General features: G+C 64.2%; 14 protein-coding genes. 11 read left to right on the top strand and 3 right to left on the bottom strand.

The features are described 5' to 3' along the window. The first annotated feature begins 2 nt into the window (after positions 1-2). The 7 genes from phnL (at position 3) to phnE (DPM35_RS05360) (ending at position 6,534) form a co-directional block, all read left to right on the top strand. Entirely contained in the window at positions 3-710 is a 708-nt protein-coding gene (phnL, locus tag DPM35_RS05390) for a phosphonate C-P lyase system protein PhnL (protein ID WP_112127054.1), read from the top strand. Next, the gene (locus tag DPM35_RS05385) at positions 707-1,324 is read left to right on the top strand and encodes a DapH/DapD/GlmU-related protein (RefSeq protein ID WP_112126315.1); all 618 of its coding nucleotides are present in this window, start codon (positions 707-709) and stop codon (positions 1,322-1,324) included. The genes phnL and DPM35_RS05385 overlap by 4 nt, the downstream gene beginning before the upstream one ends. Before the next feature lie 98 nt (positions 1,325-1,422). Then, positions 1,423-2,133: a DUF1868 domain-containing protein gene (locus DPM35_RS05380; RefSeq protein ID WP_112126314.1), complete on the top strand. Its 711-nt coding sequence runs from the start codon at positions 1,423-1,425 to the stop codon at positions 2,131-2,133. A 114-nt stretch (positions 2,134-2,247) separates the two neighbouring features. Further along, positions 2,248-3,105: a phosphonate ABC transporter ATP-binding protein gene (gene phnC, locus DPM35_RS05375; protein ID WP_112126313.1), complete on the top strand. Its 858-nt coding sequence runs from the start codon at positions 2,248-2,250 to the stop codon at positions 3,103-3,105. Positions 3,106-3,246: 141 nt separating this feature from the next. Beyond that, positions 3,247-4,155, top strand: coding sequence for a phosphonate ABC transporter substrate-binding protein (gene phnD, locus DPM35_RS05370; protein ID WP_112126312.1), 909 nt, complete (start codon positions 3,247-3,249; stop codon positions 4,153-4,155). Positions 4,156-4,211: 56 nt separating this feature from the next. Next, the gene (gene phnE / locus DPM35_RS05365; RefSeq protein WP_112127053.1) at positions 4,212-5,165 is read left to right on the top strand and encodes a phosphonate ABC transporter, permease protein PhnE; all 954 of its coding nucleotides are present in this window, start codon (positions 4,212-4,214) and stop codon (positions 5,163-5,165) included. A gap of 1 nt (position 5,166) precedes the next feature. Beyond that, complete coding sequence (phnE, locus tag DPM35_RS05360; protein WP_112126311.1) at positions 5,167-6,534, top strand: phosphonate ABC transporter, permease protein PhnE; 1,368 nt, start codon at positions 5,167-5,169, stop codon at positions 6,532-6,534. A 62-nt stretch (positions 6,535-6,596) separates the two neighbouring features. Here phnE (DPM35_RS05360) and DPM35_RS05355 read toward each other — a convergent pair whose 3' ends face one another. From DPM35_RS05355 to DPM35_RS05345, 3 genes are all read right to left on the bottom strand, one after another. Beyond that, complete coding sequence (locus DPM35_RS05355) at positions 6,597-7,448, bottom strand: sugar phosphate isomerase/epimerase family protein (protein ID WP_112126310.1); 852 nt, start codon at positions 7,446-7,448, stop codon at positions 6,597-6,599. 213 nt (positions 7,449-7,661) lie between these two features. Continuing rightward, positions 7,662-8,849 carry a Gfo/Idh/MocA family protein gene (locus DPM35_RS05350; RefSeq protein ID WP_112126309.1) on the bottom strand — a complete coding sequence of 396 codons (1,188 nt, stop codon included), beginning with the start codon at positions 8,847-8,849 and terminating at the stop codon, positions 7,662-7,664. Positions 8,850-9,003: 154 nt separating this feature from the next. Continuing rightward, positions 9,004-10,059 carry a sugar phosphate isomerase/epimerase family protein gene (locus DPM35_RS05345; RefSeq protein WP_112127052.1) on the bottom strand — a complete coding sequence of 352 codons (1,056 nt, stop codon included), beginning with the start codon at positions 10,057-10,059 and terminating at the stop codon, positions 9,004-9,006. Between the two features lie 401 nt (positions 10,060-10,460). Between DPM35_RS05345 and DPM35_RS05340 the strand changes: the two genes are divergently transcribed. From DPM35_RS05340 to DPM35_RS05325, 4 genes are all read left to right on the top strand, one after another. After that, positions 10,461-11,348, top strand: coding sequence for a sugar phosphate isomerase/epimerase family protein (locus tag DPM35_RS05340; RefSeq protein WP_112126308.1), 888 nt, complete (start codon positions 10,461-10,463; stop codon positions 11,346-11,348). 55 nt (positions 11,349-11,403) lie between these two features. Further along, complete coding sequence (locus tag DPM35_RS05335; protein ID WP_112126307.1) at positions 11,404-12,573, top strand: mandelate racemase/muconate lactonizing enzyme family protein; 1,170 nt, start codon at positions 11,404-11,406, stop codon at positions 12,571-12,573. A gap of 2 nt (positions 12,574-12,575) precedes the next feature. Then, complete coding sequence (locus tag DPM35_RS05330) at positions 12,576-13,292, top strand: FadR/GntR family transcriptional regulator (protein ID WP_112096663.1); 717 nt, start codon at positions 12,576-12,578, stop codon at positions 13,290-13,292. 64 nt (positions 13,293-13,356) lie between these two features. Next, positions 13,357-14,337 (top strand): hydroxyacid dehydrogenase, encoded by a 981-nt coding sequence (locus tag DPM35_RS05325; RefSeq protein WP_112126306.1) that lies wholly within the window; start codon positions 13,357-13,359, stop codon positions 14,335-14,337. Positions 14,338-14,352 lie beyond the last annotated feature (15 nt).

Below are 14,352 nucleotides of genomic sequence, written 5' to 3'. Positions count from 1 at the left end.
TGATGGCCACTCCTCTCGTCGTTTCCGATGTCGCGAAAAGCTTCACCATGCATCTGCGCGACGGCGTCACGCTGCCGGTGGTGACGGGCGTCTCTTTCGCGATCCGCGCCGGCGAATGCGCCGTGCTCGGCGGTCCGTCGGGTGCCGGAAAAAGCTCGATCCTGAAGATGCTCTACGGCAACTACGCCGTCGATGAAGGCCAGATCATCGTCCAGCATGGCGGCGGGTTGGTCGACCTCGCCTCCGCCAGCCCGCGCACCGTGCTCTCCGTACGCCGCCACACGATCGGTTACGTCAGCCAGTTCCTGCGCACCGTGCCGCGCGTCTCGGCGCTCGACGTGGTCGCCGAACCGCTGGCCGAGCGCGGCGAGGACAGAGAGGCGGCACGTGAGAAAGCGCGCGCGTTGCTCGCGCAGCTCAACCTGCCCGAAAAGCTATGGGCGCTGCCGCCGGCGACCTTCTCGGGCGGCGAGCAGCAGCGCGTCAACATCGCACGCGGTTTCATCACCGAGCATCCGATCCTGCTGCTCGATGAGCCGACCGCTTCGCTTGACGCCAGGAACCGCGATGTCGTCGTCGAGCTCATCACCGCCAAGAAAGCGGCGGGCGTTGCGCTCCTCGGCATCTTCCACGACCTCGACGTACGCGATGCGGTCGCCGACCGCGTTATCGACGTCACCGCCTTCGGCGCCGGAAAGATCGCCGCATGAGCAAGAAACTTTCGGAGACGCCGCTAATCCATCCGACGGCAGAGGTCGAAAACTCGACGCTCGGCCGCTGGACCGAAATCGCCGAGCGCAGCCGCGTCGCCGAATGCGAGCTCGGCGACTATTCCTACATGATGCAGGACTGCGCCGTCTGGTGCGCCACCATCGGCAAGTTCTCCAACATCGCGGCGAGCGTGCGCATCAACGCCACGAACCATCCGACCTGGCGTCCGACGCTGCACCACTTCACCTATCGCGCGTCGGATTATTGGGACGACGCCGAGCACGAAAGCGAGTTTTTCGCGCAGCGCCGCGCCAGGCGCGTCAACATCGGCCACGACACCTGGCTCGGCCACGGCTCAACCATCCTGCCCGGCGTCACCGTCGGCGACGGCGCGGCGGTCGGCGCGGGCGCCGTGGTGTCGAAGGACGTCGCGCCCTACACCATCGTCGGCGGCGTGCCGGCAAAGCCGATCCGCGAGCGCTTCGACCGCCGCACCGCCGAGCGCTACCAGGCTTTGGCCTGGTGGGACTGGGACCATGCAAGCCTGCGCGCCGCCCTCGACGATTTTCGCGAATTGTCGGCCGAGGTGTTTTTGGAGAAATATGGCGGCTGATTTCGGTGAATTGTGAATGGCAACGAAGCCCTTCTTCTCACCATTCACATCCTTGACACATGACTCGGACAAGAGCGGATCTCCCCCAGGAGATCGCCATGCTCGACACAATCAGACCCAGGCTCGCCGGATTTTTCGAGGGCACCAACCCGGCGCCGCCCGCCCATCTCGGCACCCGTTACGACGCGTCGGGCAACTTTCTTCTCGAACCCGGCAACACGGTCGTCTGCCATCTGGTCAAGGGCTCTGCTTCCGAAGCGGCGGTCATCAAGGTGCGCGAGCGCATGCTGGCGATGCCCGACGCGGATCGCCTCGCCTTCACGCCGATCTCCAGCCTGCACATGACGCTCTTCCAGGGCATCATCGAATACCGGCGTCGCCTCCCCTATTGGCCCGCCGATGTGCCGCTCGACACCGGCATCGACGACATGACCCGCCTCTATCTCGATCGCCTGCAAGGTTTCGAGGGCCACGGTCCCTTCAAGGTCAAGATTGTCGAAGTCGTGCCGACCGGGCTGACCGTCGCCGGCGCCACCCAAGAAGACCGCCAGGTCCTGAAAGCTTGGCGCGATGCGCTGTCCGTGCCGTTCGGCTACCGCCATCCGGATCACGATACATACGTCTTCCACATCACCTTCGCCTATCAGATCCGCCGCCTCGCCGACGCGCGGGCCGCGGCCTGGCAGGACCTGTTCGATGACTGCCTGTCGTTCCTCGAGCGCGAGGCTCCGGTGATCGAGCTGAAGGCTCCGGCCTTCTGCAGCTTCAAGGACATGAAGCATTTCGAGGAATTGCTGGTGCTTGGTTGAATCCCCAAGCCTGTGACTCGTAACAAAACTGACATCAATCCGACACCCCAGCTTCATCGGCCTGCGCTAGCGAGAGCTAACAGACCTGCAACCGCGACGGACTGGAGTTTTGGTATGTCAGCATCATCGGCCACGCTCGAAATCCGCGGCGTAACCCGACGATTTGGCAAGAACACCGCTGTCAGCGACATCAACATCTCGATCCCGCGCGGTCAGATGGTCGGTATCATCGGCCGCTCCGGCGCGGGCAAGTCGACGCTTTTGCGCATGATCAATCGCCTCGTCGATCCCAGCCAGGGGTCGATTTTTTTTGACGGCACCGAGGTCTCCAGCCTGCAGGGCTCGCCGCTGCGCCGCTGGCAGCGCGACTGCGCCATGATCTTCCAGCAGTTCAACCTCGTGCCGCGCCTTGACGTGCTCACCAACGTGCTGCTCGGCCGCCTCAACCATCGCTCCACGGTTTCCAACCTGCTCGGCATGTTCACGCGCACCGAATGCGCCGAGGCGGTGGCCGCGCTCGAGCGCCTCGATATCGCCCGCACCGCGCTGCAGCCGGCCGGCACGCTGTCCGGCGGCCAGCAGCAGCGCGTCGCGATCGCCCGCGCCATGATGCAGCAACCCAAGGTGCTCCTGGCCGACGAACCGATCGCCTCGCTCGACCCGCTCAACGCCAAGGTGGTGATGGATTCGCTGCGCGACATCAACCTGCGCGAAGGCATCACCGTCGTCACCAACCTGCACACGCTGGATACCGCGCGCGCCTATTGCAGCCGCATCATCGGCATGGCCGCCGGCAAGGTCGTCTTCGACGGCGCCCCTGAAGACCTCGATCGCGACACCGTGCGCACCGTCTACGGCGCCGATGCCAGCGGCACCGAGATCTCCGAGGCCATCACATCCACCAGCGTGACCGTCAGGCCGAAGATCACCGCATCCGCCGGACCGCTCGAACCCGCCTTCCCTGGCTACTGAGTCCATCGCCCCGACCCCAGGCGGTCCGGGCAAATCGTGGACTTCGGCAGAGCAACCCGGATCGCCCGCCGGCGTCAAAGGCAAGACTTGAAAAATCAGAACGTCGCCGGCGCGCAGCCGGCACAACAGGAGAGAGAGCAAATGTTCAGGAAGATGGTTTTTGGAGCGGTTTCGCTGCTCGCCATGGCCGCAAGCGCCGCGCATGCCGTTGACATCAAGGAATTCCGCGTCGGCATCCTCGGCGGCGAGAATGAGACCGACCGTCTGCGCAACTATCAGTGCCTCGCCGACCACCTGAAGTCGGAATTCGGCTTCGAGAAGGTGTCGCTGTTCCCGGCCGCCGACTATGACGGCGTCATCCAGGGCCTGCTCGGCGGCACGCTCGACTTCGCCGAGCTCGGCGCGTCCGGCTACGCCGGCGTCTATCTGAAGGACCCGAAGGCGGTCACCCCGATCCTCACCACCAAGCAGACCGACGGCTCGACCGGCTATTATTCGGTCGGCCTGGCGCTCAAGACCTCCGGCATCACCGACATCAAATCGGCCAAGGGCAAGAAGCTCGGCTACGCCGATCCGGACTCGACCTCGGGCTACCTGATCCCGCTGACGCAGATTCCGAAGGATACCGGCGCTTCCAACGAGACCTACTTCGCCTCGACCCAGTTCAATGGCGGCCACGAGAACAACATCCTGGCCGTGCGTGACGGCAAGGTCGACGTGGCGGTGGACGACTCCTCGGGCATCGGCGACTTCAAGAACGGCTACACCTCGGGCACCTTCCACAAGGAAGTCGCCAAGGGCGCCGTCGACCCGAACGACTTCGTCGAAGTGTGGCGCTCGGGCCTGATCCCGAACGGTCCGCTGGTTGTCCGCAGCGCGCTGGGCGACGACATGACCGCCAAGCTCACCGCCTTCTTCACCGCGCTGCCCGCCAAGGACAAGGCCTGCTTCGAAGGCGTCGAAGGCGGCGACTTCACCGGCTACGTGCCCGTGAAGCCGGACTTCTACAACGTCATCATCGAAGCCCGCAAAGCCGCTATCGGCGGCTAAAGGCATCAGGAAAAGGGCGGCGCTGCAGAACGCCGCCCTTTTTGCATGTCCCGATCATGACATCAGCGACACTTCATTCCGACGCCACCCGTCAGCAGGCCGACGCCTGGCGACGCCAGACCTCGCTGCGCCGTTTCTACACCGCGCTTGGCGTCGGCCTGCTGCTTGTCGCCATGTTCGCGACCATGTGGTTCGCCGACGAGGCCAATGCCGGCCACTTCTTCGACCGGCTGCCGCACATCCTCGACTTCCTGAGCTGGCTGGTCCCGAAGGATTGGAACGATGTCTGGCGGGCGCTGTTCGACATCGCTTCGCCCAGCGATAAGGGCACGCAGGAGTTCAACTTCCCGCTCGGCCGAGTCTACATCTGGGGCGGCTTCTACATCCCCGAATATTTCGAGCTGATGCTGACCACGGTGAACGTGGCGCTGGTCTCGACCTTTATCGGCTTCGTCTTCGCCGTTCCCTTCTCCTTCATCGCCGCGCGCAACCTGACGCCGAGCCCGACCTTGCGGCTCGTCATCAAGCGCTTCATGGAATTGCTGCGCGCCTTCCCAGAGATCGTTATTGCCGGCCTGTTCGCCGCCATCGTCTCGATCGGCCCGGTCGCCGCCATCATCGCCATCGGCCTGCATTCGATAGGCGCGCTGGGCAAGCTGTTCTACGAGATCAACGAGAACATCGACATGCGCCCGGAGGAGGGCCTGCGCGCGGTCGGCGCCAACTGGTTCGAGCGCGTGCGCTTTGCCGACCTGCCGCAGGTGCTGCCCAATTTCATGTCCTACACGCTGCTGAGAATCGAGATCAACGTGCGCATCTCGACCATCATGGGCGCGGTGGGCGGCGGCGGCATCGGCGAGGAGCTGAAGCTCGCCATCTCGCGCGGCTTCGGCGCCAAGACGCTGGCGCTGGTTCTGCTGCTCTTCATCACCATCTTCGTCGTCGACCAGTTCTCCGCCTGGCTGCGCCGCAAGCTCGTCGGCGAGCAGGCTTTCCTGATGAGCGCGTGACATGTCGACGATTACCGCAGACGAAATTCGCGCCATCGAAACCCGCCATCCGCAGATCTTCCAGCGGCCGGCCTACAAGCGCTTCTGGCCGGTGCTCTTGATCGCTGGCACGGTGCTCTATCTTGGCTATGCCTTGTGGTTCTTCAGCCTGCCGCAGGTGCTGCGCGAGTCGCATTGGGAGCGCCTGCCGCTCTTCCTGTCGCAATGGATCAGCTACGACCTGCAGCCGGAGTTCCGCCTCGACCAGCCCGAGATCACGCCGAAATACCCACGCTTCTCCGCGCTCGGCGAACACCCCAACCCGGATTGGGTGATCAAGAATCCCGACGGCACCTACACCGTGCAGATCGACGGCGATGCCAAATCCGTGACCTTCGACAAGACCAGGGCGGCGATCACGGCCAACGGCGTGACCGTGCCGATAGTGCTGACCGGCGGCAAGTCGGTGATCACAGGTACGGTACCCGACTGGGTGACCGTCCATGACGACGAGATCGTCGCCAAGCTTGGCTTTGTCGGCGAGGTGCGCGTCACCGTCGACCGCGTCAAGGTACGCAAGCGCTTCCTCGGCTGGGCGAACTTCGTCTTCGACACCCGCTCGCCCTTCTTCGGCAAACCCTATAGCGAAGTCATCTCGCTGATCGTCTCCGGGCCGGAACTCAAGCCCGGCACGTCGAACCTCGCTCTGGCCGCCGACAATTTCTGGAACAACGCGCAGTGGCAGCACGGCGACGTGTGGACGAAGCTGCTGCAGACCATCGTCATGGCGTTCCTCGGCACGCTGCTCGGCGGCATCGTCGCCTTTCCGCTCGCCTTCTTCGCCGCCCGCAACATCACGCCAAGCGGCGTTCTGAGCCAGGTGCTGAAACGCTTCTTCGATTTCATGCGCTCGGTCGACATGCTGATCTGGGCGCTGTTCTTCACCCGCGCCTTCGGCCCGGGACCGCTGGCCGGCAGCGCCGCGATCTTCTTCACCGAGATCGGCACGCTCGGCAAAACCTATTCCGAGGCGCTGGAGAACATCGACGACAAGCCGCGCGAAGGCGTGCTGTCGACCGGCGCCAACGAGATTTTGGTGCAGCGCTACGGCGTGCTGCCGGAAGTGGTGCCGGTCTTCATCAGCCAGACGCTCTACCAGTGGGAATCCAACACCCGCGGCGCCACCATCATCGGCGCCGTCGGCGCCGGCGGCATCGGCCTGAAGCTGTGGGAAGCCATGCGCACCAATTCGAACTGGGCCAACGTCTTCTACATGGTGCTCTTGACGCTGCTCGTCGTCTTCATCTTCGACAACATCTCGAACTTCCTGCGCCGCAGGCTCAGCCGCACGCTGCATGATTACAACCGGCTGCAGGCCGAGCGGGGGTAGCTCGTCGCCGCGGAATGACGCGAAGGGTCGGCGGGATCGCGACGCCCGCCGGGTGACGCATCCTAAGCCGCCTTCTTCCACCCATCCCTGATATGCCTGTACCCCTTGCGGTAAACCGCCTCCGGGCTCTCCGCGAAATCGCGCCACACCTTGGTCGCCGCCGCCAGGTCCTTCAGTGAGCGGCCAAACGACTCGATCGTCAGCCAGTCGTCATAGCCACTCTTGCGGATGGCGGAGAAAGTCTCCTTCCACGGGATGTTGCCACGCCCCGGCACGCCGCGATCGTTCTCTGAAATGTGTATGTGAACGATATTGCGGTGATGCTTGGTATAGGCGCCGATCGGATCGGCCTCCTCGATATTGGCGTGAAACGTGTCGTACATCGCCTTGATGTGCGGCCGGTCGATCGCGTCGATATGTTCCGACAGGTCGGCCATAGTGTTGACCAGATAACATTCGAAGCGGTTGAGCGCTTCGAGCCCAATAGTCACGCCCTTCTTGCCGGCATGGTCGCCGATGGCACGCTGCGAGGCGATCGAGCGCTTCTTCTCGGCAGCCGTTGGCCCGCTGCCGGAAAAGGCGCCGAGCGTCGAATGCAGCGGCCCGCTCAGCCTGTTGGCGCCGAGGGCCGCGCTGCAGTCGATCGCCCATTTCATGTAGTCGATGCCGGCTTTGCGCGTCGCGGCATCCGGCGAGATCAGGTTCATCGCCGGATCGCCCATCGCCGAGACCGCGGTGCGCTCAAGGCCAATGCGGTCGAGCATCTCGCCGAGCTTCTTGTAGTCGTCCGGTGAGCCAACAAAGACCGGTATCTCGACGCCGTCGAAACCGGTCGCCTTGATGTCCTTCAAGAGCGCCTCGTGCTTCTTCGAGACGCTGGTGGTCCACAAGAACATGCACATGCCGATTTTCATCGACACCCCTCCCCCGCTTGGCGGCCAGCGCTTGCGCGTCACACTCCCCCTCATCCGGCCGCTTCGCGGCCACCTTCTCCCCGGTGGGGAGAAGAGGCAGGGCGCCGGCGCCCTCCTCTCCCCTCGGGGAGAGGTCGGATTGCCCCGAATTGCCCTTCGCAATTCGGTTGGCAATCCGGGTGAGGGGGGACTCCGTTAAACGACGCAGCCGCCCTACAGTTTCGTCCACGCCCCATTCTTCTTCGACGACTTCACGCAGGCTTCGATGAAGGCCATGCCTTCGACACCGTCCGCGATCGTCGGGAAGACCACGTCCCTGGCCGGCTTGCCGCCCTTCCGGCGCGCCGCGCGGATGGCGCGCGCGGCTTCCTGGTAGACGTTGGCAAAGCCTTCGAGATAGCCTTCCGGATGGCCGGACGGCACACGGGTCACACGCGCCGCGACCGGCATCGCACCAGCGCCGGCCCGCGTGAGCAGCTGCTTCGGCTGGCCGAACGGCGTGTACCAGAGATAGTTCGGATCGGCCTGCACCCATTCCAGCCCACCCTTCGAGCCATAGATGCGCAGCTTCAGCCCGTTCTCATGGCCGGGCGCGACCTGGCTTGCCCAGATCATGCCCTTGGCCGGATGCTTGTTGCCGACAGGCTTGAAGCGCAGCATGACGTTGACATTGTCGTCGAGCTGGCGGCCCGGCACGAAAGCGTCGAGATCAGCCGACAAAGTATCCAGCTCCAGCCCGGACACGAAGCGGGCGAGATTGTAGGCATGCGTGCCGATGTCGCCGAGCGCCCCGCCGGCGCCGGCCTGCTTGGGGTCGGAACGCCACGAGGCCTGCTTCTGTCCGGTGGCGGCGAGGTCCTCGGTCAGCCAGTCCTGCGGATATTCCGACTGCACGATGCGGATGTCGCCAAGCTGGCCCTTGGCCACCATCTCGCGCGCCTGCCTGATCATCGGATAGGCGGTGTAGTTGTGGGTCAGCACGAACACCTTGCCGGTCTTCTCGACCAGGGCGGCAAGCTTCTTCGCCTCGGCGAGCGACGTCGCCAGCGGCTTGTCGCAGATGACGTGTATGCCGGCCTCGAGGAAGGCCTTGGCCGCGGGCACGTGCACATTGTTGGGGGTGACGATCGCCACCGCTTCGATGCCGTCGGGACGCTTGGCTTCGGCCTTGGCCATCTCCGCATAGGAGCCGTAGCTGCGCGCCGGATCGAGCCCGAGCTCGGCGGCGGAAGCCTTCGCCCGCGCCGGGTCCGACGACAGCGCGCCGGCCACCAGCACGAAATCATTGTCCATGCGCGCCGCGATGCGATGCACCGCGCCGATGAAGGCGCCCTGCCCGCCGCCAACCATGCCGTAGCGGATCGGGCCGCCTCCCGTTTCCGACTTCGATGCGCCGACCATTTTTCGTCCTCTCCTCTTGTTTGTCACCTTCCCCTTGAGGGGAGGTCGATCCGCGCAGCGGATCGGGTGGGGTCGCCCGGCGTGGAGCGCGGCGTGAACCGACCCCACCCGGCCCATCGGGCCACCCTCCCCTCAAGGGGGAGGGTAAATCGCGTCAAATCCCCATCATTGCGCGCAGCAGCTTCTTGTCGGTCGTGCCGGCGGCGAAATCGTCGAAGGCCTTCTCGGTCACCCGGATGATGTGGTGCTGGATGAAAGGCGCGCCTTCGGCGGCGCCGTCCTCGGGATGCTTCAGGCAGCATTCCCATTCCAGCACCGCCCAGGAATCGTAATTGTACTGGGTGAGTTTTGAGAAGATGCCGCCGAAATCCACCTGCCCGTCGCCAAGCGAGCGGAAGCGGCCTGCCCGGTTCACCCAGCCCTGATAGCCGGAATAGACACCTTGCCGTCCGGTCGGGTTGAACTCGGCATCCTTGACGTGGAAGGCCTTGATCCGCTCGTGGTAGATATCGATGAACTCGAGATAGTCGAGCTGCTGCAGGAGGAAATGCGACGGGTCGTAATTGATGTTGCAGCGCTTGTGCCCGCCGACCGCGTCGAGGAACATCTCGAAGGTCGCGCCGTCGAACACGTCCTCTGAAGGGTGGATCTCGTAGCCGACATCGACGCCATTGTCCTCATAGACGTCGAGGATCGGCTTCCAGCGCTTGCCGAGCTCTCCGAAGGCCTCCTCGATCAGCCCCGCCGGCCGCTGCGGGAACGGATAGAGGTAAGGGAAGGCCAGCGAGCCGGTGAACGACACCGACGCGTTCAGCCCGAGATTGCGCGATGCCTTGGCGCCGAACTTCATCTGTTCGACGGCCCATTTCTGGCGCGCCTTGGGATTGTTGTGCACCGATGCCGGCGCGAAGCCGTCCATCTGCGCGTCATAGGCGGGATGCACCGCCACCAGTTGCCCCTGCAGATGCGTCGACAATTCGGTGATCTCGACGCCCGCGTCCGCGCAGATGCCTTTCACCTCGTCGCAATAGGCTTTCGACGAGGCTGCTTTCTCGAGGTCGAACAGGCGTCCGTCCCAGGTCGGGATCTGCACACCCTTATAACCGAGGCCGGCCGCCCATTTGGTGATCGAAGCCAGTGAATTGAACGGTGCGGCGTCGCCCGCGAACTGCGCCAGAAACAGGCCGGGACCCTTCATCGTCGTCGGCATCGGCATCCTCCCTCTCTTGTTTTCGCGACCAAGCATAGCGCCGATTGGAGCGAGGGCCAGCCTGTTTGGTCAGTCCTGACGGTATCTAAACGCCATGCCATTCTGGTATTACCAAATCTCATAATTCGGTCAAGCGCCTGAAAACCCCGAACGGACGCCAACCTTGCTGTCAATCGAGCAAAATTTCCTCGCAAAATCATGGGATTGATCAGAGCAATCAGTGTCACCTGTCCGCTTCTTGCCGTATATTAAAATTTGCTGTAGAGGTCATGGCAGGCCCAATTGGTCGAACCAGTTTCGAGGAAAATGCTGGCAACGCCTTGGGGAGGAAACGTGCGGCCGCCTCTGTGGGAGGCGTCGCGGGGTAAAATGTGACAGGCGAATTCTGGGAAGGATAGACCATGCATCTTTCGACGCACAATTGGATGCGGGCGGAGCCGCTGGAGGTGACGCTGAAGCGCATCAAGAAGTTCGGCTACGAATCCATCGAGATTTCCGGCGAGCCCGAGCAGTACAAGACCAAGGAGACGCGCGCGCTCCTGAAGGAGCATGGCATCCGCTGTTGGGGTTCGGTGACGCTGATGCTGGGCGAACGCAACCTCGCCGCCAAGAACCAGGGCCAGCGTGAGCGGTCGGTCCAATATGTCAAGGACGTGCTCACCATGGTGAGCGAGCTCGACGGCGAGATCATTACGCTGGTGCCCGCGACCGTCGGCAAGGTCGTTCCGGACGGCACCGAGGCGGAGGAATGGGGCTGGGTGGTCGACGCCACGCGCGAATGCTTCACCCATGCCAAGAAGGTCGGCGTCCGGATCGCCATCGAGCCGCTGAACCGCTTCGAGACCTATCTCTTCAACCGCGGCGCCCAGGCGCTGGCGCTCGCCGACGCGGTGAGCCCCGAATGCGGCGTCTGCCTCGACGCCTACCACATACATATGGAGGAATTTAACGTCTATGACGCGATCCGCCAGGTCGGAAAGCGCCTGTTCGACTTCCATGTCGCCGACAACAACCGCTTCGCCGCCGGCCTTGGCCAGATCGACTGGCCCAAGATCGTGCGCACGCTGAAGGAAGTCGGCTATGACGGCGCGCTGACCAACGAATTCGTCGCGCCTGTCGACCGCACGCCGGCCGCGCCCTATCCGGAGATGGTCGAGCGCAATCCGGTCGACATCTCGCCCGAGCAGCTCAAATTCATCCAGGACCACGGCTCCAGCGTGCTTACGGAGAAATTCTACACCGACCAGATGCGCATCACCGCCGAAACGCTGCTGCCCCTGATCAAGTAGACCTCCGATCAAAGCTTGTCCTTCCGCCCGGCGGGCGGAGGGCCGAAGGGAAAATATGCGCATCAAAAGCGTCCAGGCCTGGTGGGTTCGTATCCCGATCGAAGTCGCAAAGCAGCATCGCAGCGACTTCGGTCAGGTGACGACGTTCGACGCCGCCATTGTGCGCATCGAGACCGATGACGGCCTGGTCGGCTGGGGCGAAGGCAAGAACGCCGCCGGCAGTGCCGGCAGCTATGGCGCGCTCGTCCATATGCTCAACCACGAGATCGGTCCGCAACTCATCGGCCGCGATCCGGCCGATATCGGCATCATCTGGGAAATGCTCTATAACGGCGTGCGGCACCAGACGGCGGCGCATGCCGGCCATGCCATGCCGCAGCTGTCGCGGCGCGGCGTGAGCGTGGCGGCGATCAGCGCCGTCGACATCGCGCTGTGGGACATCCTCGGCAAGTCGCTCGGGCAGCCGGTGTGGCGGCTGCTCGGCGGCCGCAAGGTCGAGCGCATGCAGGCCTATGCCTCGGGCGGCTGGGCCTCTCCCGACGCCATCGGCGAGCAGTTGCAATCCTACATCGCCAAGGGCGGCTTCAAGGCGCTGAAGATGCGCGTCGGCGCCATGGACGGCGCCCCGCATCTTTCGGCCGCGCGCGTGCGCGCAGCAAGGCAAGCGATCGGTCCCGACGTCGACCTGATGGTCGACGCGCACGGCACCTACACCGTCGCCGAGGCCAAGCGCTTCATCAGCCTCACCGCCGATCTCGACCTCGCCTGGTTCGAGGAGCCGGTGATCGCCGACGACAAGCCGGGCATGGCCGAGGTGCGCGCCTCGGGCTCGACGCCGATCGCGACCGGCGAGAGCGAGGCGACGCGCTACGCCTTCCGCGATCTGGCGGTGCTGAAATCGGCCGACATCTTCCAGCCGGATCCGGCCTTTTGCGGCGGCATCAGCGAGGCGATGAAGATCGGCACCATCGCCAGCGCCTTCAACCTGCGCTTTGCGCCGCATCTGTGGGCCGGCGCGCCCTGCTTCTTTGCCGGGCTGCATGTGTGCGCCGCCTCGCCCGCCAGCTTCATCATCGAATATTCGCTCGGCGCCAATCCGATGATCCACGACCTTGTCGAGGAGACTGTCGAAGCGAAGGACGGTATGATAGCGATCCCTGAAAAGCCTGGATTGGGATTCACCATCGCCGAGCGATTCCTGGAGGCGCACGCGCAACGTATTTGACGATGAAAGAAAAGAACCTTCTCGCGGAACTTGCCGCCTATCTCTTCTCCAACTCGGACAAGGAGTCCGGCCGCACGCCGTCGGAGCGCGAGCTGGCGGAACATTTCGGCGTCAGCCGCGGCCAGATCCGCGAAGCGCTCGCCATCCTCGAGGCCATGCGCATCGTCGAGCGGCGCGCCAAGTCCGGCATCTATATCGACACCAAGCAGGCAAGCGTCGAAGCGCTGGCGCTTTTCGCCCGCGCCGGCCTGCCGCTCGACCCGGTGCAGATTTACGAGACCGTCGAGCTGCGCAAGATCCACGAGATCAAGGCGGCCGAGCTAGCCTGCTCGCGCGCCACCGAGGAGAATTTCGAACGCCTGCGCGAGATCCTGAAAGCCTCCGAAGAGCGCATTGCCGCCGGCGAAGGCCTCGCCAAGGAGGACCGCGAGTTCCACCTCGAGATCGTGCGCGCGACCAAGAACAGCGTCTTCCACAACATCTGCAGTGTCTATTACCTGATGGGCGAGCAGCGCCTACCGATCTATTTCAACGATCCCGAACGCTCAGTGCGCTCGCATGCGGAGCATATCCAGATCTACGAGGCGCTGCTGCGCCGCGACGGCAATCTCGCCCAGGCCCTGATGAACGCCCATCTGCAGGGCGCCGAGAGCTACTGGAAGGGAATCATCGAAGGTCGCGGAACCGAACCGAAAAGCGCGGCGCTCGAGAAAGCTTGAGCAATTCCAGGAAAAGTGTGAAGCGGTTTTCCGTCCGGAATTGCGTGAAACAAATGGACCCCCCATGCGCAAGATCCTGTCGACGCATCCGCTGCATCCTCGCGCCACGGCCATGCTGGCGGGCGCCGGGCGGCTTGCGATCGCTTCCGCGCTCGATCCCAAGACGCTGACCAGCGAAACCCGCGATGCCGACATCGTCATCGTGCGCGCGCCGCTGCCGCCGGAACTGTTTGCGGGCGCTTCGAGCCTGCGCGCCGCGATCCGCCACGGCGCCGGGCTGGATATGATCCCGGTCGAGGCGGCGACGGCCGCCGGCGTGTTGGTCGCGAACGTGCCCGCGGTGAATGCCCGCTCGGTCGCCGAGCATGTGATGTTAACCGCGCTCGCCCTATTACGGCGCTTCCGCGTGATGGACCGCGACCTGCGCGCCAAGGGCTGGCTTGCCGGGCGCGAGCACGCCAATTCGACCAGCGAGCTTGCCGGCAAGACCATCGGCATTGTCGGGCTAGGGGCGGTCGGCCAGGCCGTCGGGCATATCGCCGCGCATGGCTTCGACCTCAATGTCGTGGCGACGACACGCAGCCTGCGCCCTGCGCCCGAACGTGTCGGCTTCCTGTCGATCGACGCGCTGGTCGAGCAAAGCGACATCATCGTGCTCTGCTGCCCGCTGACGGAGGAAACGCGCGGCCTGATCGGCCGTGAACGCATCGCCCGCATGAAGCCCAATGCGCTGCTGATCAACGTCTCGCGCGGTCCGGTGGTCGACGACGAGGCGCTGATTGAAGCCCTGCAAAAGGGTCGCATCGGCGGCGCCGCGCTCGATGTCTTTTCCACGCAGCCGCTGCCGCCCAACCACCCGTATTTCGGCTTCGACAATGTCATCATCACCCCGCACATGGCCGGCATCACCGAGGAATCGATGATGCGCATGGGCGTCGGCGCGGCCGGCGAGGCGCTGCTGGTGCTCGCCGGCAAGTTGCCGGTCAACCTGCGCAATCCTGAAGTCATCGAGCATTACCGGCGACGCTTTCCGGCCGGCGGTTAGCCCATCGCGGTTTCG

It is taken from the genome of Mesorhizobium atlanticum, assembly GCF_003289965.1.
Classification (GTDB): domain Bacteria; phylum Pseudomonadota; class Alphaproteobacteria; order Rhizobiales; family Rhizobiaceae; genus Mesorhizobium; species Mesorhizobium atlanticum.
The sequence above is the reverse complement of the archived record's forward strand: the minus strand, read 5'-3'. Positions and strand labels throughout refer to the sequence as shown.